Raw genomic sequence first — 22,972 nt, forward strand, 5'->3', positions numbered from 1 at the left:
TCACGGCTGCACCACCGGCTTCCGAGGCCGCCGGGGGGCGGGGTTCAGGACGTCCAGGATGTCGTCGGCGATCGGGCGGGGGGCGGTGGGCCGGGGGGCTTCGACGTCGGTGTCGGTGTCGCCGTCGGTTCCGGTGTCGGTGTCGGTGTCGACGATGGTGTCGCCGTCGACGATGGTCGGGGTGTCGGGTGCGGGGGTGATCTCGTCGCCGCCGACGCCGGCGTACGGATGCGGCACGGGGACGGGAGCGGGGGCGGGGACGGGCGCAGGAACAGGAGCAGGGGCGGGGGCCGGGTGGGGAGCCGGGTGGGCGGCGAAGACCCCGGCCAGGCGGCGCAGGACCGGCGGCGCGTCGGCCCGGCGCAGTTCCACCGTGAAGGTGTGCCCCTTCTCCTGGGCGAACGCGCGCAGCCGGTCCGCGATCTGCTCGGCCTGCTGCCGGGTGGGCAGCGGGTCCTGGCCCGTCGGGGCGGGCTGGATCTCGCCGTCCGGGGCCGGGTCCTCGTGGCTGATGACGACGCGGGCGAGGTCGGACCAGGCCAGCGGGCCGTGGATCTGGGTCTCGAAGTAGCTCTCGGTGGTCATGCCCCGGGTCCGCAGACCCTCGACCGCTCCCGGGTCGTACCGGAACCCGGTCGCCTCGCCGAAGACCCGCTCGGTGAGGGCCGAGTCGCCCCACAGCAGCAGCGGCAGCAGGTGGGAGTCGGAGGTCACCGATCGCGCCCCCGCGGCCCCCGTGGTCCAGGAGTCGCTGGGCGTGTGGGAGGCACGGCCGCGGACCGCGGCGGACCACTGCAGCGAGAACGCGCCGTAGCGCGGTGCCACGCCGAAGGGCTGGAGCTCCGAGACCAGGGCCCCGTACTTGGGCAGCAGGGCGCGGTTGTCCTCGGTCGGCTCGATCCTGCTCCCACTGGTGAGGGTGTCCTGGTAGAGGTCGCGGCTCTCGTGGGCGCGGCCCACGGCGGGCGCGTAGCCGAAGTGCTCCTCCACTCCGCCGCGGCGTGACGGGATGATCGCGGCCTGCGAGGCGCCCGTCTCCCAGACGTTGCGGAAGAGGCCGTCCGGGTCGGCGAGCAGCCGGTCCAGGAGGGTCTCCACCTGCTGCTGGGTGCCGGCTTCGTGGTGCTCGCCGGGCGTGCCGACGCTGGTCTGGCGGTTGGCGTTGAGCGCCTTGTCGAGGTGGAGGTTGGTGGCGATGAACATGGTGTCGCGCATGTGCCGCTCGACGGCGGTGATCAGCTCACCGACCTGCTCGGGGGTGTCCCGGGGGTAGGCCGCCGCCCACGCCCACTTGTCGGTGGCGGCGGTCAGCTTCTCGGTGAGCAGGTCGCGGTGGCGCTGCTCGAAGAACATGCCCTTGCGTTCGACCATGACCAGGGCGGCTGCCTGGACCGGGGCCAGGGAGTCCCAGCGCACGTCCTTGGCTTCGAGACGCTCCAGCAGTTGTCGGTAGTCGTCCGTCAGTATCGGCAGCCGTGTGTCGAGTTCCCGCAGAGCCTGGGCCCGCTCCTCCTGTGTTCCCTCGTGCTCTGCGACGAGGGCGGCCCTCTTCCCGAGGTGGTCCACGACTTCGAGGTCCTTGAGGCCGGGGACCATCTGCTGGGTGGCCTCGGCGGCGAGGGTGCGGCGTTCGATCTCGTTGCGCAGTTCCCGGGTCTCGTACTCCAGGGCGTCCCGGTGGGCCCGGCGGTGCTCGGCCTGCCAGTCCTGGGCGGCGGGCGAGGACTCGTCCTGTCGAACGAGCCGCTCGATCTCCCGCTCACGCTGCCGCAGCGAGGCGCCGAGGTCGCTGTCCTCGCCGCCGAGGTAGCGCTGGAAGTCCGGGCGCAGGTTGTCCTGCCGGCGCTGGATGCGCCGCTCCAGCTCCTGGCGGGCCGGGGTCCCGGGCGGCAGGGCGGCCGCGTCGCGTCGCAGGTCCGCCAGGTCCTGCCACTTCTCCCTCGCCGGGAACGGGTCCTCGGCCCTGGACCCGGGGATGCGCAGCGGATCGTCCGACGGGTGGCCGACCAGCCGCATCTCGCCGGCATTCGTGACCGCCTGCCGGCTGTTGCTGTTCCCGTCGAGGACGTCGGTGCCGCCGTCCTGGGTGACGACGCGGGTGTCCGTGGTCTCGGTGGCGGTGGCGGGTTCGTGCTTGGGGGTGGGGTGGACGGTGACGAACTCCGGGCGTTCCTGGCCCGCTTCGTGGAGCAGGACGAGCCTGGAGCTGCCGTCGGCTTCCTTGGCGACGTACGTCTTGCCGGTGGTGGCGTGCACGGTGCGGCCGGTGGCGTCGGCGATCTGCCGCAGACCGTCCTGGGACAGCCCGGCGTTGCACGCCTCCAGGACGATCGGCGACTCCTCGGAGCGCGCGATCAGGCTGGGGCGGCGGCTCAGCACACGAGCGAACGTGTCGTAGGAGAGCGGCTTGTGGCCCTCCTTGCCGTCGGGGGTGCGCACGGCGACCTTCAGCTGGTCGCCGGTGCCGTGCAGGTTGGCGAAGTACGGCTTGGACTTCGGGTCCCAGGGGACCAGGACGTCCGCGTCGGCGCCGTCCCGTACGCCCGGCTTGTTCTCGCCGCGCCCGTAGGCCTCCCAGTCGAAGCCGCCGTCGGCGCGCACGGCCTTCTTCGGCACGAAGTCCGGGTTGACGACCTGGTGTTCGGCCGTCGCCCGCTGCGACGGGAAGTTCAGGTGCGTCTCCCGGCGCAGGGTGAAATCGGCGGTGGTGTGGAAGGCGCGGCCGACGTTCGCGCCGTCCTCCCCCACGATCGCGTGGCTGACCAACTCGCCGCCGGTGGAGTGCTGGTGGCCGCCGCCGTTGTCCTCGATAGTGGCGTTGGCCAGCGTCAGGCCGAGCCCGCCGACGCCGCCGTCACCCTCGTGGTCCTGGTCGTGTCCGTACTGGTCGTACTGGTCCCAGTGCTGGTCGTACTGCTCGTGCTGCTCGTGCTGCTCGTGCTGTTCCTGGGCAACGGGGCGGTGGTCCGGGCGGTAGCCGGGGTTGGGGATGAAGGTCACCGTGTGCTCGTACACCCCGGTGTCGCCGTCCAGGTGCGTGTGGTTGACCAGTTCGACGCCGACGATGAACTCGGGCCGGATGCCGCCGGGGAAGGACACCTCCTGCTCGATGTCGGCGAGTTGGCGGTTCGGGAACGTGGCACGGACGTCGATTCCGCCGGGGGCGTCGATCAGGTAGCGGTGGACGGTGCCCCAGCCGGGGCTCTGGTGGGTCGCCGAGCGCGTGGTGCTGACGAAGACGGAGTCGGGGTTGTCGTAGAGGTAGGTCTCCAGGTTCGGGTAGTACTCCTCGTTGCGGGGCCGGAACCCGTACTCGAACACGTGGAGGTAGTCCCGGGCGCCGTTGTCCCAGCGGAACAGCAGGCTGGTGTCCCAGCGCCAGTGCAGCGGGGTCACCTGGGCCCCGGCGCCCCCGGCGTCGGAGTCCGAGTCGGAGTCGTACCCGTGGGCGGCCTCCTCGGCGGCCAGCTGCGAGTGGAGGTCGGCGAAGATCCGGTCGCGGTCGAACCCGTTGATCGACGCGTCCCAGTACTCCCCCGCCTCGGGGTGCCAGGGACCGGCCGCCAGCAGGGGCTGCTCCGACTCGGGCACGAACCAACGGCCCGCCCAACCGGCCTGGTAGTCGACCGCGACGTTGCGCTCTCCGAGCACGGCGAGGGCGTGGTCGTCCAGCCAGAAGCCCTGCGGCTGCTCCTGCTCCTCGTTGTGCGAGACCTCGTCGTGCCAGGTCTCGCCGTGCTGGTCGCCGACGGGGCCGGCACCGCCCGCGTCGGAGTCGGAGTCGCTCCAGTAGTCGTTGCCGCTGTCGATGATGTTCGGGACGTTCTCGTGCTGCTGCGGCTGCTGGGCGGGGGGCAGGACGTCCGCCAGGCGGTCGAGCACCGGCGGCGCGTCGGCCCGGCGCAGTTCCACCGTGAAGGGGTGGCCCTTGTCCTGGGCGAACGCGCGCAGCCGGTCCGCGATCAGCTCGGCCTGCTGCCGGGTGGGCAGCGGGTTCTCGTCGGGCGCGGCGGGCCGGATCTCGCTGCCCGGGGCCGGGTCCTCGTGGCTGATGACGACGCGGGCGAGGTCGGACCAGGCCAGCGGGCCGTGGATCTGGGTCTCGAAGTAGCTCTCGGTGGTCATGCCCCGGGTCCGCAGGCCCTCGACCGCTCCCGGGTCGTACTGGAACCCGGTGGCCTCGCCGAAGATCCGCTGGACCAGGTCCGGTTCGCCCCACAGCAGCAGCGGCAGCGGGTGGGAGTCGGAGGTCACCGAGCGGGCCCCGGCCGCGCCCAGGGACCAGGAGTCGTTGGGGGTGTGGGAGGAGCGGTCGCGGACGGCGTCGGACCAGTGCAGCGAGAACGCGCCGTAGCGGCGTGCCACGCCGAAGGGCTGGAGTTCCGAGACCAGGGCCCCGTACTTGGGCAGCAGGCCGCGGTTGTCCTCGGACGGCTCGATCCGGCTGCGCTCGGTGACGGTGTCCTGGAAGAGGTCGCGGCTCTCATGGGCGCGGCCCACGGCGGGCGCGTAGCCGAAGTGCTCCTCCACGCCGCCGCGGCGCGAGGGGACGATCGCGGCCTGCGAGGCGCCCGTCTCCCAGACGTTGCGGAAGAGGCCGTCCGGGTCGGCGAGCAGCCGGTCCAGGAGGGTCTCCACCTGCTGCTGGGTGCCGGCCTCCTGGTGTTCGCCTGCCGTGCCGACGCTGGTCTGCCGGTTGGCGTTGAGCGCCTTGTCGAAGTGGAGGTTGGTGGCGACGAACATGGTGTCGCGCATGTGCCGCTCGACGGCGGTGATCAGCTCACCGACCTGCTCGGGGGTGTCCCGGGGGTAGGCCGCCGCCCACGCCCACTTGTCGGTGGCGGCGGTCAGCTTCTGCGTGAGCAGGTCGCGGTGGCGCTGGTCGAAGAACATGCCCTTGCGTTCGACCATGACCAGGGCAGCCGCCTGGACCGGGGCCAGGGACGACCAGTCCACCCGCTTGTCGGCGAGACGGTCCAGCAGTGTGGTCTGTTCGGGTGTCAGGTTCTCGCGCTGGGCGGCGTGCCTGGCCGGGTCCTGGAGGTGCGCCACGACTTCGAGGTCCTTGGGGCCGGCGACCATCTGCTGGGTGGCCTCGGCGTCCAGGGTGCGGCGTTCGATCTCGTCGCGCAGCTCCCGGGCCTCGTACTCCAGGGCGTCCCGGTGGGCCCGGCGGTGCTCGGCCTGCCAGTCCTGGGCAGCGGGCGAGGACTCGTCCTGGCTGCGGAGCCGCTCGATCTCCTGCTCCCGCTGCCGGAGCGAGGCGGCGAGGTCGCTGCCCTCGCTGCCGAGGTAACGCTGGAAGTCCGGGCGCAGGTTGTCCTGCCTGCGCTGGATCTGCCGTTCCAGCGCCTGGCGGTTGGGGTCGCCGGGCGGCAGGGCGGCCGCGTCGCGCCGCAGGTCCGCGAGGCCCTGCCACTTCTCCTTCGCCGGGAACGGGTCCTCGGCCTTGGCGCCGGGGGCGCGCAGCGGGTCGTCGAGCGGGTGGTCGACCAGCCGCATCACGGTGGCGTCGGTGGCCGCCGGCCGGCTGTGGCGGTTGCCGTCGAGGACGGAGGTGTCGTGCGGGGGCGTGTCGGAGGACCGGTTGCCGCCGGTCGTGGTGTCGGTGACGGTGGCGGGGTCGTGCTTGGGGGTGGGGTGGACGGTGACGAACTCCGGGCGTTCCCGGCCCGCTTCGTGCAGCAGGACGAGCTTGGAACTGCCGTCGGCCTCCTTGGCGACGTAGGTCTTGCCGGTGGTGGCGTGCACGGTACGGCCGGTGGCGTCGGCGATCTGCCGCAGGCCCTCGTGGGACAGGCCGGCGTTGCACGCCTCCAGCACGATCGGCGACTCCTCCGACAGCGCGCTCAGGCTCGGCCGGCGGCGCAGCACACCGCCGAACTCGCCATAGGAGACGGCCTTGTGCCCCTCCTTGCCGTCCGGGGTGCGCACGGCGACCTTCAACTGCTCGCCGGTGCCGTGCAGGTTCGCGAAGTACGGCTTGGACTTCGGGTCCCACGGGACCAGGACGTCCGCGTCGGCGCCGTCGCGTACGCCCGGCTTGTTCTCGCCCCGCCCGTAGGCCTCCCAGTCGAAGCCGCCGTCGGCGCGCACGGCCTTCTTCGGCGCGAAGTCCGGGTTGACGACCTGGTGTTCGGCCGTCGCCCGCTCGGAGGGGAAGTTCAGGTGCGTCTCGCGGCGCAGGGCGAAGTCGGCGGTGGTGTGGAAGGCGCGGCCGACCTTGGCGCCGTCCTCGCCGACGAGCTCGTGGCTGACCAACTCGCCGTCGGTGAGGGGCTGGTGGCCGCCGCCGCCGTTGTCCTCGATGGTGGCGTTGGCCAGGGTCAGGCCGAGCCCGCCGACACCGCCGTCGTGGTCCTGGTCGTGCTGGTCCCACTGGTCCCAGTGCTGCTCGTGCTGGTCGAACTGCCCCTGGTGTTCCTGTGCTTCGGCGAAGCGGTGGGCGGGCTGGTAGCCGGGGTTGGGGACGAAGGTCACCGGGTGCTCGTACCAGGTGACGTCCGGGTTCTGCTCGTCGTGCATCAGCGTGATGTCGTTGACGATCTCGACGCCGACGATGAACTCGGGGCGGATGCCGCCGGGGAAGGCCACTTCCTGCTCGATGTCGGCGAGTTGGCGGTGCGGGAGGGTGGCGCGGACGTCGATGCCGCCGGGGGCGTCGATCAGGTAGCGGTGGACGGTGCCCCAGCCGGGGCTCTGGTGGGTCGCCGAGCGCGTGGTGCTGACGAACACCGACGCGGGGTTGTCGAAGACGTACCTCTCCAGGTCCGGGTAGCGTTCGGCGTCGCGGGGCGGGAAGCCCTGGTCGAACACGTCCAGGTAGTGCCGGGTGCCGTGGTCCCAGCGGTACAGCAGGCCGGTGTCCCCGCGCCAGGTGACCCCGTTCTCGTCCGGGTCGGCGAAGATCCGGTCGCGGTCGTATCCGGTGGCCGACGCGTCCCAGCCGGGGAAGCCTTCGAGCTCCCACGGCCCGGCCAGCAGCTCGGGCTCCTCCCGGCCGGGCACGAACTCCTGGCCGGCGGGCCCGGCCTGGTAGTCGACCACCACGTTCCGGTGCTCGAACGCGGCAACGGTGTGGCCGTTGAGCGCGAAGCCCTGCGGCTGCTGCTCCTGCTGCTCGCCGTGCCAGGCCTGGACGGGCGCCTCGTCCCCGTGGCCGGCCCCGCCCCCGTCGGAGCCGGAGCCCGTGTCGGAGTCGGAGTCGGAGTCGGAGTCGGAGTCGCTCCAGTGGTCGTAGGCGCCGCTGTCGATGATGCTCGGGACGTTCTCGTGCTGCTGCCCCGGGTGCGGCTGCTGCGACTGGGCGGGGGTCAGGACGTCGGCCAGGCGGTTGAGCACCGGCGGCGCGTCGGCCCGGCGCAGCTCGACCGTGAACTCGTGGCCCTTCTTGGCGGCGAACGCGCGGAGCTCGGCGGCGATCTCCTCGGCCCGTTCCAGGGTGGGCAGCGGGTCCTCGCGCCGGGTGCCGGACCGGGTGCCCGGCCCCTGCGGCTGCGCCGGGGCGTCCGGGTTCTTGTGGCTGATGACGACGCGTCGCAGGTCGGACCAGGTCAGCGGGCCGTGGATCTGGGTCTCGAAGTAGCTCTCGGTGGCCATGCCGCGGGTGAGCATCTCGTCGCCGAGGTGCGAGTCGTGTTCGAACCCGGTCACCTCGCCGAAGACCCGGCGGACCATGTGCGGGTCGCCCCAGATGAGCAGCGGCAGCAGGTGGGAGTCGGAGGTCACCGAGCGGGCCCCGGCCGCCCCCATCGACCAGGAGTCGTTGGGCGTGTGGGTGACCCGGCCGCGGATGTCGTCGGACCAGTGCAGCGCGTACGCGCCGTAGCGCAGTGCCACGCCGAAGGGCTGGAGTTCCGAGACCAGCGCCCCGTACTTGGGCAGCAGGGCGCGGTCCTCCTTCGAGGGCGCGACCCGGCTGTCGTCGGTCTCGGTGTCCTGGAAGAGCTTGCGGCTCTCGAACTTGCGGCCCAGGGCGGGCGCGTAGCCCATGTGCTCCTCGATGCCGGCGCGGCGCGAGGGCTGGACGGCGGCCTGGGAGGCCCCGGTCTCCCAGGTGTTCCTGAAGCTCCCGTCCTTGTCCGCCACCAGCCGGTCCAGGAGGGTCTTGGGCTTCCTGCCCCAGGTGCCCGGGCTCCAGGCGGCCTTGCCGAAGGTGGTCTGGCGGTTGGCGTTGAGCGGCTTGTCGAGGTGGAAGTTGGTGGCGATGCTCATCGTCGTGGCCATGTGGCGCTCGACGGCGGTGATCAGCTCACCGACCTGCTCGGGGGTGTCCCGGGGGTAGCGCGCGGCCCAGGCCCATTCGCCGGTGGCGGCGGTCAGCTTCTCGGTGAGCAGGTCGCGGTGGCGCTGGTCGAAGAGCATGCCCTTGCGCTCGGCGAGGACCAGGGCGGCGGCCTGGACCGGGGCCAGGGAGTCCCAGCGCACGTCCTTGGCTTCGAGCCGGTCCAGCAGGGTGGTCTGTTCGGGTGTCAGGTTCTCGCGCTCGGCGGCGTGCCTGGCCGGGTCCTGGAGGTGCGCCACCACTTCGAGGTCCTTCGGGCCGGCGATCATCCGCTGCTTGAACTCGGCGTCGAGCTCGCGGCGGTGGAGTTCGGCCTGGAGCTCCCGGGTCTCGTACGCCAGGACGTCCTGGCGGGTGCGGCGGTGCTCGGCCTCCCATTCGTGGGTGTCGGGCGCGGCCTCGTGCTCCTCGCGGAGTCGGACGCTCTCCTGTTCCCGGTGCCGCAGTGAGGCGGCGAGGTTGCCGTTCTCGCTGCCGAGGTAGCGCTGGAAGCCCGTGCGCAGGGCGTCCTGACCCTGCCGGATCTGCCGTTCCAGTCGGGTGCGGGCGGGGTCGCCGGGCGGCAGGGCGGCCGCGTCGCGTCGCAGGTCGGCGAGGTTCTGCCAGCGGTCGGCGGCGGGGAAGGGGTCCTCGGCGGTGACGCCGGGGAAGCGCAGCGGGGCGTCGTCGGGGTGGTCGACCAGGCGGATCTCCTGGACGGTGGGCGGCTCTCCCCCGGTGTTCTCCCCGTTGTTCGCCTCGGTGTTCACCTCGGTGAGCGCCTGGGTGTGGTCCTGGACCGGTGCCTCGGTGATCTCGTCGCCGTTGTCGAGGATGGTCGGGACGTGCCCGTCCGTCACCTCGCCGGGGTGCTCGGTGACGGAGGGGTGCGGGACGATCCGCTCCAGCACCGGCGCGTGGTCGTGCCGGCGCAGGTGAACGGTGAAGTCGTAACCGCCCGCCTGCTGGTGGGCGAGGAGGCGGTCGTGCATCTGCCGGGCGGCCTCCGCCGTGGGCAGCGGCCCGGTGCGCAGGTCGGCCCGGCGGCCTTCGGGGAGGTGGACGATGGTGACGCTGCTCAGGTCGCGCCAGTGCAGGTCTCCGTGGATCTGGGTCTCGAAGTAGTCGAAGCTCTCCATGCCCTCGGCCAGCATCTTGCGGCCGAAGTCGGCGTCGTGCTCGAAGCCGGTGGCCTCGCCGAAGACCCGGCGCACCAGGGCGGCGTTGCCGTGGTTGAGCAGTGGCAGCAGGTGGGAGTCGGAGGTCACCGAGCGGGCGCCCATCGCGTCCCCGGCGAAGGAGTCCTTGGGGGTGTGGGTGGCGCGGGCGCGGACGTCGTCCTTCCAGCGCATGATGCCGCTGCCGTAGCGCACGGCCACGCCGCGCGGCTGGAGTTCGGAGACCAGGGCCCCGTACTTGGGCAGCCGGGCCGCCGCCTTCTCGTCCGGGCGGAAGACGCTCTCCTCGGTGCGGGTGTCCTGGAAGCGGTCCCGGGTGGAGGGGTCGCGGCGCAGTGTGGCGGAGTAGCTGAGGTGTTCCTCGGTGCCGCCCCGCAGCGAGGTGTTGCCGTCGCCCTGGGAGGTGCCGGTCTGCCAGGAGTTCTTGAACGTCTGCTTGGGGTCGGTCTCCTGGATCAGCAGGTCCAGGAGGGTCCTGGGCGCGGGCCCGGTCCGGGGGGCGTCGCCGCCCGTGGTGCCGAAGGCGTGCTCGCGCGGGCCGGTGCCGGGCGCTCGCTCCAGGGGCAGGTTGGTGACGACGAACATGCTGTCGCGCATGTGGTTCTCGACGGCGGTGATCAGGGTGTCGAGGGCCTGTTCGGTGTCGCGGGGGTAGCTTTGCGCCCACGCCCAGTCGCCCTGGGCGTCGCGCAGGTTCTGCTTGAGTTCGGCGCGTTCGCGGGCGTCGAACTCCAGGCCCTTGCGTTCGGCGAGGACGAGGGCGGCCGCCTGGTCCTCGCCGAGCTTCTTCCAGAAGTCGAAGGGGCGGCGGGGGTCGGCCGTGAGCTGGTCGTACAGGGCGTGGTCGCGCTCGCTCCACTCGCTCGGCCGGTCGTCGCGCAGCACGGCGTTGCGGCGCAGGTGCTCGATCATCTCCAGGTCGCGGGCGCCGGGCACCATGTCCTGGCGGGCGGTCGGCGCCAGCGGGTCGGCGGCGCCGTCGGTGTCGCGGGGGTGGCGCACCAGCGGCATCGGGGCGCCGGTGACCGGTCCCTCGCCGACGTCGAGGACGTGGGCGTCGTCCTCCTGGGTGACGACGCGGGTGTCCTTGGCCTCGGTCTCGGTGACGGTGACGGTGGCGGGGTCGTGCTTGCCGGTGGGGTGGACGGTGACGAACTCCGGCCGCTCCTGGCCCGCTTCGTGGAGCAGGACGAGCTTGGAGCTGCCGTCCGCCTCCTTGGCGACGTACGTCTTGCCCGTCATCGCGTGCACGGTACGGCCGGTGGCGTCCGCGATCTGCCGCAGGCCCTCGTGGGACAGGCCGGCGTTGCACGCCTCCAGCACGATCGGCGACTTCTCCGGCAGCGCAATCACGCTGTCGCGCCGGCGCAGCATCCCGCCGAACTCCCCGTAGGAGACGGCCTTGTAGCCCTCCTTGCCGCCGGGGGTGCGGACGGCGACCTTCAGCTGTTCGCCGGTGCCGTGCAGGTTCGCGAAGTATGGCTTGGACTTCGGGTCCCAGGACACCAGGACGTCCGCGTCGGCGCCGTCGCGTACGCCCGGCTTGTTCTCCCCGCGCCCGTAGGCCTCCCAGTCGAAGCCGCCGTCGGCGCGCACGGCCTTCTTCGGCGCGAAGTCCGGGTTGACGACCTGGTGTTCGGCCGTCGACCGCTCGGAGGGGAAGTTCTGGTGCGTCTCGCGGCGCAGGGCGAAGTCCGTCTCCGTATGGAAGGACCGCCCGACCTTCTCCCCGTTCTCTCCCACCAGGGCGTGCGTCACCAACTCGCCGTCGGTGAGGGGCTGGTGGCCGCCGTTGTCGTGGATGGTGGCGTTGGCCAGGGTCAGGCCGAGCGCGCCGACGCCGCCGTCGCCCTCGTGGTCCTGGTCGTGCTGGTCCCACTGGTCCCAGTGCTGCTCGTGCTGCTCGTGCTGCTCGTGCTGTTCCTGGGCAACGACGCGGTGGTCCGGGCGGTAGCCGGGGTTGGGGACGAAGGTCACCGTGTGCTCGTACACTCCGGTACCGCCGTCCAGCGGGGTGTGGTTGACGATCTCGACGCCGACGATGAACTCCGGGCGGATGCCGCCGGGGAAGGACACTTCCTGCTCGATGTCGGCGAGTTGCCGGTGCGGGAACGTCTCGCGCACGTCGATGCCGCCGGGGGCGTCGATCAGGTAGCGGTGGACGGTGCCCCAGCCGGGGCTCTGGTGGGTCGCCGAGCGCGTGGTGCTCACGAAGATGGAGTCGGGGTTGTCGAAGAGGTACCTCTCCAGGTTCGGGTAGTACTCCTCGTTGCGGGGCCGGAACCCGTGCTCGAACACGTCCAGGTAGTCCCGGGCGCCGTTGTCCCAGCGGAACAGCAGGCTGGTGTCCCAGCGCCAGCGCAGCGGGGTCGCCTGGGCCCCGGCGCCCTCGCCGTCGGAGTCGGAGTCCGAGGCGTTGGCGGCCTCCTCGGCGGCCAGCTGCGAGTCGAGGTCGGCGAAGATCCGGTCACGGTCGAACCCGGTGACCGACGCGTCCCAGTACTCCCCCGTCTCGGGGTGCCAGGGGCCGGCCCCGTGCTCGGGGTGCTCCGGGCCGGGCACGAACCACTGGCCCGCCCCACCGGCCCGGTAGTCGACCACGACGTTGCGCGCCCAGAGCATGTCGTGGAATTCCTGGCCGAGTTCGAAGCCCTGCGGCTCGTCGACGACCTCGCCGCCCTGCTCCTCGTGTTCCTCCCCGTGCTGCGACCAGGAGCTGTCCGAGTCGCTGTCACTGCCGCTGTCGATGATGTTCGGGACGTTCTCGTGCTGCTGCTGCGGGTGCGGCTGCTGCGCGACGGGCACGGGGGCCAGGCCGTCCTGCGGGCGGTTGCGCGACGGCAGGGTGCCGGCCGGGCGCAGTTCCACCGTGAAGGTGTGCTGCTCCTTCGCCGCGAACGCGCGGAGTTTGGCGGCGAGCTTCTCGGCCCGCTGCTCGGTGGGCAGGTGTGCCTGGCCCCGGGCGGCGGGCTGGTCGCTGTTCTCCCGGTGGCTGATGACGATGTGCCGCAGGTCGGACCAGGCCAGCGGGCCGTGGATCTGCGTCTCGAAGTAGCTGTTGGTGTCCATGCCTTCGGTGAGCATCCGCTCGCCGAACTGTGGGTCGTGCTCGAAGCCGGTGGCCTCGCCGAAGACCCGGCGCACCATGGGCTGTTCGCCCCACAGCAGGAGCGGCAGCATGTGGGTGTCGGAGGTCACCGACAGGGCGCCCTTCTCCCGGGGCGTCCAGGAGTCGTTGGGCGTGTGGGTGACCCGGCCGCGGATGTCGTCGGACCAGTGCAGCGCGAACGCGCCGTAGCGCTGCGCCACGCCGTAGGGCTGGAGGTCGGAGACCAGAGCCCCGTACTTGGGCAGCAGGGCGCGGTCCTCCTTCGAGGGGGCGAACTTGCTGTCCTCGCTGCCGGTGTCCTGGAAGAGGTCGCGGGTGTCGTGGCTGCGCTTCAGAGCGGGCGCGTAGCCCATCTGCTCCTCCACGGCGCCGCGGCGCGAGGGGACGACGGCGGCCTGGGAGGCGCCGGTCTCCCAGGCGTTGCGGAACAGGCCCTGCCGGTCGGCCATCAGCTTGTCCAGCAGGGTCTTCGGCTTCCAGCCCCACCCGCCGAGGTTGCGGCCGGGCCCTTCGGGGCCGGCCTGGCGGTTGGCGTTGAGCGGCCGGTCGAAGTGGAAGTTCGTGGCGACGTACATGCCGGTACGCATGTGGCCCTCGACGGCGGTGATCAGCTCCCCGACCTGCTCGGGGGTGTCCCGGGGGTAGTTCGCGGCCCAGGCCCACTCGCCGGTGGCGGCGGTCAGCTTCTCGGTGAGCAGCGCGCGGTCACGCTGCTCGAAGGCCATCGCCTTGCGTTCGACCATGACCAGGGCTGCCGCCTGGACGGGGTGCAGGGAACTCCAGTCGACGCCGGAGCCGTTGAGGCGGTCCAGGAGCGCCTGCTCGTGCTCCGCCTCGTTCAGCGGGTTGTTCGGCGGGTCCTGGAGGTGCTTGACGACGGCGAGGTCCCGCGCGCCCGGGACCATCCGCTGCTTGGACTCGGCGTCCAGGGCGTGGCGGTCGATCTCGGCGTGGAGTTCGCGTACCTCCAGTTCCAGGGTGTCCAGGGTCCGGCGGTGGTGCTCCTCCTGCCACGTTCCCGGTTCCGGTGTCTGCGTGCGCAGTTCGGTGATCCGCTGCTCGCGCGTCTCGGCCGCGGCGGTGAGGTCGCTGCCGTCGTGGTCGAGGAAGGTCGTGAAGTCCGACCGCAGCCTGCCCTGGGCGCGGTCGATCTCGCGCTGCAGCGCGGCGCGGTCGGGGCTGTCCTCGGGCAGGGCGGCCATCCGCTCGCGCAGGGTGGTCAGGTTGCCCCACCCGGTGTGGAACGGGTCGGTGGCGTCCGGGCCGGGCATCCGCCGGGGGACGTCGAGCGGGTGGTCGGCCACCCTCATCGGCCCGCCCTCCGGGGGCGGGGTCACGCCCTCGTCGTGCCCGGCGTCGTGGGCGTCCTCGACGATCTCCGTGATCTCGCCGTCGTTGTCGAGGATGGTGGGGTGCTCGTCCGTCGCCTGGACGGGGTGCTCGGCGGCGGGGGGCTGGGTGACGGAGGGGTGCGGGACGATCCGCTCCAGCACCGGCGGCTGTCCCTGCTCGCGCAGGTGGACGGTGAACTCGTAACCGTTCGCCTGCTGGTGGGCGAGGAGGCGGTCGCGCATCTGCCGGGCGGCCTCCGCCGTGGGCAGGGCGCCGGCCGGCCGGCCCTCGGGGACGTGGACGAGGGTGACGCTGTGCAGGTCGCGCCAGTGCAGGTCGCCGTGGATCTGGGTCTCGAAGTAGTCGTAGGTGTCCATGCCCTCGCGCAGCAGCTGCCGGCCGAACTCGACGTCGTGCTCGAAGCCGGTGGCCTCGCCGAAGACCCGGCGCACCATGAAGCCGACGCCGTAGTTGAGCAGCGGCAGCAGATGGGAGTCCGAGGTGAAGGAGCGGGCGCCCATCGGGCCGCCCGACCAGGAGTCCTTGGGGGTGTGGGTGACGCGGGCGCGGATGTCGTCCTTCCAGCGCATGATCGCGTTGCCGTAGCGCTCGGCCACGCCGCGCGGCTGGAGTTCGGAGACCAGCGCCCCGTACTTGGGCAGCCGGGCGGCGCCCTTGTCGTCCGGGTGGAACACGCTGGTCCGGGCCCAGTCGTCCTGGAAGAGCTCCCGGGTGGCGGGGTCGCGGCGCAGCGTGGCGGCGTAGCCGAAGTGCTCCTCGACGCCGCCTCGGCGCGAGTCGTCGACGGCGGCCTGGGAGCCGCGGGTCTGCCAGGCGTTCTTGAAGGTCTGGTCGGGGTCCTCGATCATCAGGTCGAGGACGGTCTTCCGGGCCGGCTCGGGCCGGGCGGGGGCGCCGCCGGACGGCCCCAGGTCGTTCCTGCGGCTGGCGTTGAGCGCCTTGTCGAGGACGAAGTTGGTGGCGACGAACATGCCGGAGTGCATGTGGTCCTCGACGGCGGTGATCAGGGTGTCGAGGGCCTGCTCGGTGTCGCGGGGGTAGCTTTGCGCCCACGCCCAGTCGCCCTGGGCGTTCCTCAGCCGGTCCTTGAGCATGGCGCGTTCGCGGGCGTCGAACTCCAGGCCCTTGCGTTCGGCGAGGACGAGGGCGGCGGCCTGGTCCTCGCCCAGCTTCTTCCAGAAGTCGAGGGAACGGCGGGGGCCGGGCGCGCTGAGCGCCTCGTACAGGGCGTGGTCGTTCTCGCTCCACTCGCTCGGCCGGTCGTCGCGCAGCACGGCGTTGCGCCGCAGGTGCTCGACCATCTCCAGGTCGCGGGCGCCGGGCACCATGTCCTGGCGGGCGGTGGGCGCGAGCGGGTCGGCGTCGGTGTCGCGGGGGTGGCGCGCCAGCGGCATCGGGCCGCCGGGGATCCTCTCCTCGCCCACGTCGAGGACATGGGCGCCGTCCTCCTGGGGGACGACGCGGTTTTCCGTGCCCTCGGCGACGGGTTCGTGCTTGCCGGTGGGGTGGACGGTGACGAACTCCGGGCGTTCCTGGCCCGCTTCGTGCAGCAGGACGAGCTTGGAGCTGCCGTCGGCCTCCTTGGCGACGTACGTCTTGCCGGTCATCGCGTGCACGGTACGGCCGGTGGCGTCCGCGATCTGCCGCAGGCCCTCGTGGGACAGGCCCGCGTTGCACGCCTCCAGCACGATCGGCGACTTCTCCGGCAGCGCGATCACACTGTCGCGCCGGCGCAGCATCCCGCCGAACTCCCCGTAGGAGACGGCCTTGTAGCCCTCCTTGCCGTCGGGGGTGCGCACGGCGACCTTCAGCTGTTCGCCGGTGCCGTGCAGGTTCGCGAAGTACGGCTTCGACTTCGGGTCCCAGGAGACCAGCACGTCCGCGTCCGCGCCGTCCCGTACGCCCGGCTTGTTCTCCCCGCGCCCGTAGGCCTCCCAGTCGAAGCCGCCGTCGGCGCGCACGGCCTTCTTCGGCGCGAAGTCCGGGTTGACGACCTGGTGTTCGGCCGTCGACCGCTCGGAGGGGAAGTTCTGGTGCGTCTCGCGGCGCAGGGCGAAGTCCGTGCTCGTGTGGAAGGACCGGCCGACCTTGGCGCCGTCCTCCCCGACGAGTTCATGCGTGACCAACTCGCCGCCGGTGAAGGGCTGGTGGCCGCTGTTGCCGGTGGTGTCGTGGATGGAGGCGTTGGCCAGGGCCAGGCCGAGCCCGCCGATGCCGCCGTCGCCCTCGTGGTCCTGGTTCCCGTGGTCCCAGTACTGCTCGTGCTGGTCGAACTGTCCGTGGTGCTCCTGCGGTTCGGCGAAGCGGTGGGCGGGCTGGTAGCCGGGGTTGGGGACGAAGGCCACCGGGTGCTCGTACCAGGTGACGTCCGGGTTCTGCTCGTCGTGCATCAGCGTGATGTCGTTGACGATCTCGACGCCGACGATGAACTCGGGGCGGATTCCGCCGGGGAAGGCCACTTCCTGTTCCGCGTCCGCGAGTTGGCGGTGCGGGAGGGTGGCGCGGACGTCGATGCCGCCGGGGGCGTCGATCAGGTAGCGGTAGCGGGTGCCCCAGCCGGGGCTCTGGTGGGTCGCCGAGCGCGTGGTGCTGACGAACACCGACGCGGGGTTGTCGACGAGGTAGGTCTCCAGCGGCATGTACGTGTCCTCGGCCCGGGGGGCGAACCCCTCGGCGAACACGTCCAGGTAGTGCCGGGTGCCGTTCTCCCAGCGGTACAGCACGCTGTGGTCCCAGCGCCAGTGCAGCGGGGTCGCCTGGGCGCCGGCGCCCCCGGCGTCGGAGTCCGAGTCGGAGTCGTACCCGTGGGCGGCCTGCTCCTCGGCGGCCAACTGCGAGTCGAGGTCGGCGAAGAGACGGTCGCGGTCGAACCCGGTGACGGACGCGTCCCAGTACTCCCCCGCTTCGGGGTGCCAGGGACCGGCCCCGAGCAGGGGCTGCTCCCGGCCGGGGACGAACGGCTGGCCCGCCCAGCCGGCGTCGTAGCTGACCTCGGTGTTGCGCATCGCGAACTCGTCGACGAGCTGGTGCGGGAGCTCGTAGCCCTGCGGCTGCTCGAAGCCCTGGGCGTGGTCGAGGCCCTGCACCTGGTCGTCGCCGTGCTGCGACCAGGAGGAGTCCGAGCCGCTGTCGCTGTCGATGATGTTCGGGACGTTCTCGTGCTGCTGCTGCGGGTGCGGCTGCTGCACGACGGGCACGGGGGTGTGGACGGGCACGGGGGTGTGGACGGGCACGGGCGCGGGGGCCAGGCCGTCGTGCGGGCGGTTGATCCACGGCAGGGTGCCGGCCGGGCGCAGTTCCACCGTGAAGGGGTGGCCCTTCTTCGCCGCGAACGCTTCGAGCTTGGCGGCGAGCTTCTCGGCCCGCCGCTGGGTGGGCAGGTGCTCCTGGCCCCGGGCGGGGGGCGCGTCGCTGTTCTCCCGGTGGCTGATGACGACCTGCCGCAGGTCGGACCAGGCCAGCGGGCCGTGGATCTGCGTCTCGAAGTAGCTGTTGGTGTCCATCCCCTCGCGGAGCATCCGCTCCCCGAAGTCCGGGTCGTGCCGGAAGCCGGTCGCCTCGCCGAAGACCCGTTCGACCATGGGCCGTTCGCCCCACAGCAGCAGCGGCAGCATGTGGGAGTCGGAGGTCACCGACAGGGCGCCCTTCTCCCGGGGCGTCCAGGAGTCGTTGGGCGTGTGGGTGACCCGGCCGCGGATCGTGTCGGACCAGTGCAGCGCGAACGCGCCGTAACGCTGGGCCACGCCGTACGGCTGCAGGTCCGAGACCAGCGCCCCGTACTTGGGCAGCAGGGCGCGGTCCTCCTTCGAGGGGGCGAACTTACTGTCCTCGCTGCCGGTGTCCTGGAAGAGGTCGCGGGTGTCGTGGCTGCGCTTCAGGGCCGGCGCGTAGCCGAAGTGCTCCTCCACGCCGCCGCGGCGCGAGGGGACGACGGCGGCCTGGGAGGCGCCGGTCTCCCAGGCGTTGCGGAACAGGCCCTGCCGGTCGGCCATCAGCTTGTCCAGCAGGGTCTTCGGCTTCCAGCCCCACCCGCCGAGGTTGCGGCCGGGCCCTTCGGGGCCGGCCTGGCGGTTGGCGTTGAGCGGCCGGTCGAAGTGGAAGTTCGTGGCGACGTACATGGTGCCGCGCATGTGCTGCTCGGCGGCGGTGATCAGTTGCTCGACCTGCTCGGGGGTGTCCCGGGGGTACCGGGCCGCCCACGCCCATTCGCCGGTGGCGGCGGTCAGCTTCTCGGTGAGCAGCGCGCGGTCACGCTGTTCGAAGGCCATCGCCTTGCGTTCGACCATGACCAGGGCGGCCGCCTGGACGGGGTGCAGGGCGCTCCAGTCGACGCCGGAGTCGTTGAGGCGGTCCAGGAGCGCCTGCGGGTGTTCCTGCGGGTTCAGCGGGTTGTTCGGCGGGTCCTGGAGGTGCTTGACGACGGCGAGGTCCTTGGCGCCGGGGACCATGCGCTGCTTGGACTCGGCGTCCAGGGCGTGGCGGTCGATCTCGGCGTGGAGTTCACGCACCTCCAGTTCCAGGGTGTCCAAGTGCTGCCGGTGGTGGTCCTCCTGCCACGTTCCGGGTGCCGGCGTCTGGGTGCGCAGCTCGGTGATCCGCTGCTCGCGGTTGCGGGCGGCGGTGGCGAGGTCGCTGCGCTCGTGGTCGAGGAAGGTCGTGAAGTCCGACCGCAGCCTGCTCTGGGCGCGGTCGATCTGCCGTTGCAGCGCCCCGCGTTCGGGACTGTCCGCGGGCAGGGCGGCCATCTGCTCGCGCAGGCCGGACAGGTGGGTCCACCCGGTGGGGAGCGGGTCGGTGGCGTCCGGGCCGGGCATCCGCCGGGGGACGTCGAGCGGGTGGTCGGCCATCCTCATCGGCCCGCCCTCCGGGGGCGGGGTCACGCCCTGGTCGTGCCCGGCGTCCTGGAGCGTGAGGTCCTGGAGTGTGAGGTCGTGGGGCGCGGCGTCGTGGATCGGCGCCTCGGTGATCTCGTCGCCGTTGTCGAGGATGGTCGGGACGTGCCCGTCCGTCACCTGGACGGGGTGCTCGGCGGGGGGCGCGGTGACGGAGGGGTGCAGGAGGGGGACGAGCCGCTCCAGCACCGGCGGCTGCCCCTGCAGGCGCAGGTCGACGGTGAAGTCGTAGCCCTTGTCCTGCCCGTGGGCGAGGAGGCGGTCGCGCATCTGCCGGGCGGCCTCCGCCGTGGGAATCGGCCCGGTGCGCAGGTCGGCCGTGCCGCCCTCGGGGAGGTGGACGATGGTGACGTTGCCCAGGTCGCGCCAGTGCAGGTCGCCGTGGACCTGGGTCTCGAAGTACTCGGGGGTCTCCATGCCCTCGCGCAGCAGGCGCCGGCCGAAGTCGACGTCGTGCTGGAAGCCGGTGGCCTCACCGAAGACCCGGCGGACCATGAAGTCGGTGCCGTAGTTGAGCAGCGGCAGCAGGTGGGCGTCGGAGGTGAAGGAGCGGGCGCCCATCGGGCCCGCCGACCAGGAGTCCTTGGGGGTGTGGGTGACGCGGGCGCGGACGTCGTCCTTCCAGCGCAGGATCGCGCTGCCGTAGCGCACGGCCACGCCGCGCGGCTGGAGTTCGGAGACCAGCGCCCCGTACTTGGGCAGCCGGGCCGCCGCCTTCTCGTCCGGGTGGAACTCGCTCTTGTCGGTCGCGGTGTCCTGGAAGAGCTCACGGCTGCCGGGGTCGCGGTGCAGCGTGGCGGCGTAGCCGAAGTGCTCCTCGACGCCGCCTCGACGCGAGCCAGCCGCGGCGGCCTGGGAGGCACCGGTCTGCCAGGCGTTCTTGAACGTCTGGTCGGGGTCCTCGATCATCAGGTCGAGGACGGTCTTCCGCACGGGTTCGGGCCGGGCGGGGGCGCCGTTGCCTCCGGACGTGCCCAGGGTGATCTGGCGGTTGGCGTTGAGCGGCCGGTCGAGGAAGAAGTTGGTGGCGACGAACATGTTGTCGCGCATGTGGTTCTCGACGGCGGTGATCAGAGTGTCGAGGGCCTGTTCGGTGTCGCGGGGGTAGTTCTGTGCCCAGGACCAGGTGCCGGTGGCCTCCCGCAGCCGGTCCTTGAGGAGGGCGCGCTCGCGGGCGTCGAACTCCAGACCCTTGCGTTCGGCCAGGACGAGGGCCGCGGCCTGGTCCTCCCCCAGCTTCTTCCAGAAGTCGAAGGGGCGGCGGGGGTCGGCCGTGAGGTGGTCGTAGAGGGCGTGGTCGTGCTCGCTCCACTCGCGCGGACGGTCGTCGCGCACCACCGCGTTGCGGCGCAGGTGCTCGACCATCTCCAGGTCGCGGGCACCGGGCACCATGTCCTGGCGGGCGGTCGGCGCCAGCGGGTCGGCGGTGGCATCGGTGTCGCGCGGGTGGCGCACCAGCGGCATCGGGGCGCCGGTGACCGGCTCCTCACCGACGTCGAGCAGGTGGGCGCCGTCCTCCTGGGTGACGACGCGGCCGTCCGCGGCCTCGGTGACGGTGGCGGGGTCGTGCCTGCCGGTGGGGTGGACGGTGACGAACTCCGCGCGCTCCTGGCCGGGTTCGTGCAGCAGGACGAGCTTGGAGCTGCCGTCGGCCTCCTTGGCGACGTACGTCTTTCCGGTGGTGGCGTGCACGGTACGGCCGGTGGCGTCCGCGATCTGCCGCAGGCCCTCGTGGGACAGGCCGGCGTTGCACGCCTCCAGCACGATCGGGGACTCCCTGGGCAGCTCCGCCACGCTGTCGCGCCGGCGCAGCATCCCTCCGAACTCCCCGTAGGAGACGGCCTTGTGCCCTTCCTTGCCGTCGGGGGTGCGCACGGCGACCTTCAGCTGTTCGCCGGTGCCGTGCAGGTTCGCGAAGTACGGCTTGGACTTCGGGTCCCAGGGGACCAGGACGTCCGCGTCGGCGCCGTCGCGTATACCCGGCTTGTTCTCGCCGCGCCCGTAGGCCTCCCAGTCGAAGCCGCCGTCGGCGCGCACGGCCTTCTTCGGCGCGAAGTCCGGGTTGGCGACCTGGTGTTCGGCCGTCGACCGCTCGGAGGGGAAGTTCTGGTGCGTCTCGCGGCGCAGGGCGAAGTCGGCGGTGGTGTGGAAGGCGCGGCCGACCTTGGCGCCGTCCTCGCCGACGAGCTCGTGGGTGACCAACTCGCCGTCGGTGAGGGGCTGGTGGCCGCCGTCGCCGTTGTCGAAGACGTTGGGGTCGTGCTCGTGCTCGGGCTGGTGACCGGCCTGGGGCAGGTACTGCTCGGGGCTGCGGTGGGTGGGCCAGTGGTTGGGGTTGGGGATGAACTCCACCGGCTGGACGTACCGGCCGTGCTCGTCCACGCCGGTGTTGTGGACGACCTCGACGCCGACGATGAACTCCGGGCGGATGCCGCCGGGGAAGGCGACCTCGCCCTCGGCCCCGGCCAGTCCGCCGTGGGGCAGCGACTGCTCGACGTCGATGCCGCCGGGGGCGTCGATCAGGTAGCGGTAGGTGGTGCCCCATTCGTCGTGCCGGGCGTTCGCCAGACGGGTGGTGCTGACGTACGACGAGGGCTCGTTGGCGGTGACGTAGGTGTGCAGGGGCGGGGTGTGGGCGGGGTTGTGCGGCACGAACCCGTTCTGGAACACCTCCTCCGGGTGGCGGTTGCCGTTCTCCCAGCGGTACAGCCGGCTGAAGTCCTGGCGCCACTGGACGGCGTCGCCGTCGGCGATCTCGTCGCGGTCGTAGTGGGTGAGTGCCCAGGTCAGGCCGGGGTGGTCCTCGCTCTCCCAGGGGGCGGCGAGGACGTCGACGGCTTCGTGCTCGGGCAGGTGCGGGGGCAGGTAGGGGAACAGCGTGGCGGCGTCGGCGTCGACGAAGACGTTGCGGGCGTCGAGTTCGTCGACGGCGGACTGGTCCAGCAGGTAGTACGTCGGCTGGACGTCCAACTGCTGGAATCCGTCGGCCAGTTCGTCGACCTCGTCGTGGTGTGCGTTCTGGCCGCCCGCGTCCGATTCGTCGTCGCTGCTGTCGAAGTAGTCGCTGCTGTTGTCGGTCGGGCTGGGCTCGGGGCGGCGTACCGGCGCGGCGGGCGGCGCGACCGGGGTGACGGCCCGGACGGGCCCGGGGGCGCTCTCGGTGTCCGGGTGGAAGGTCTGGAAGTCCCCCCGGTCGCCCGTCGCCGTGTCGCGCACGTAGAGCTTCGGCCCCGCCTCGGACCCGGCCACGCCGGTGCGGCCGGTGGGGGCGTGCACCTTCATGCCGGTCGCGTTGGCGATCTCCTTGGCGTGCACGGCCGACTCGCAGCCCAGCACCACGATCGACGCCTGCTTGCCCTGCCCGGCCGCGTCCTTCAGCGCCACGAGGCTGGGGCGGCGGTTCAGCAGCCCGCCGACCTGCTGCCCGCTGACGGCCTTGGCCGTCCCGCCGTCGGCCAGCGGCAGGTGGAACCCCTCCCGGTCGGAGTGGCCGGCGAAGAAGTAGGTGTGGCGCGGGTCCCACGGCACCTGCTTGGCGCCGCCGGAGCCGGAGTCGCGGTCCGCGTCCCACTGGTGGAAGGCGGTCAGGTCGGAGAGCGAGCGGTAGAGCGTCTCGCGCGAGGCCAGGTCGCCGTCGTGGAAGGCGACCCGCACGGTCGAGGCGCCGTTGCCGCCCTCGATCCGGTCGGTGCGGACCTGCGTGTCCGGGACGGAGCCGCCGTCCGGCAGGTGCACGGCGGCGTCCCGGTCGCGGTCGCCGCCCTGGTTACGGTCGCCGCCCTGGTCGCGGTCGCGGTTGCGGCCCTGGTCCCCGGCGGGGTGGACGGCGCCGGCGGGCGCGAGCGGGCCCGCCGGGGCGTCGGGCCCGGGCTTGGCCGCGGTCTCGCTCTCGTTCCCGGGCTTGCCCTCGTTCCCGGGCTTGACCTCGTTCTCGGCCTCGGGCTTGGGCCCGGTCTCGGCCTCGTTCTCGGGCTTGGGCCCGGCCTCGGGCTGCTCCTCGGACGGGCGGCGGCCGAAGACGTTCTCGTTGACCGCCTCGTGGCCGCGCCAGCGCTCGCCGTCCAGGTCCTCGGGGCCCCAGTGGTCCTTGTAGGCATCGAAGAACTCGCCGCCGTACTGGTTCTTGAGGTCCCGGATCTCCTCCTCCGACACCCGGCGGCCCTCGGCGAGGCGGTCG

The 22,972-nt window shown here is 72.3% G+C and carries 1 protein-coding gene (running past one end of the window); it reads right to left on the reverse strand.

Annotated features, from left to right (window positions below):
* A protein-coding gene (locus tag ACFQ6N_RS29715) for a hypothetical protein (RefSeq protein WP_380655530.1) crosses the window boundary here: on the reverse strand, positions 1 to 22,972 show its 3' portion. 4,439 nt of this gene lie beyond the right edge of the window; 22,972 of the gene's 27,411 nt are visible here — the last part of the coding sequence; the start codon falls outside the window, past its right edge — the gene reads right to left on this strand; it ends in the stop codon at positions 1 to 3.

This window comes from Kitasatospora sp. NPDC056446, from assembly GCF_042796115.1.
Lineage (GTDB): Bacteria > Actinomycetota > Actinomycetes > Streptomycetales > Streptomycetaceae > Kitasatospora.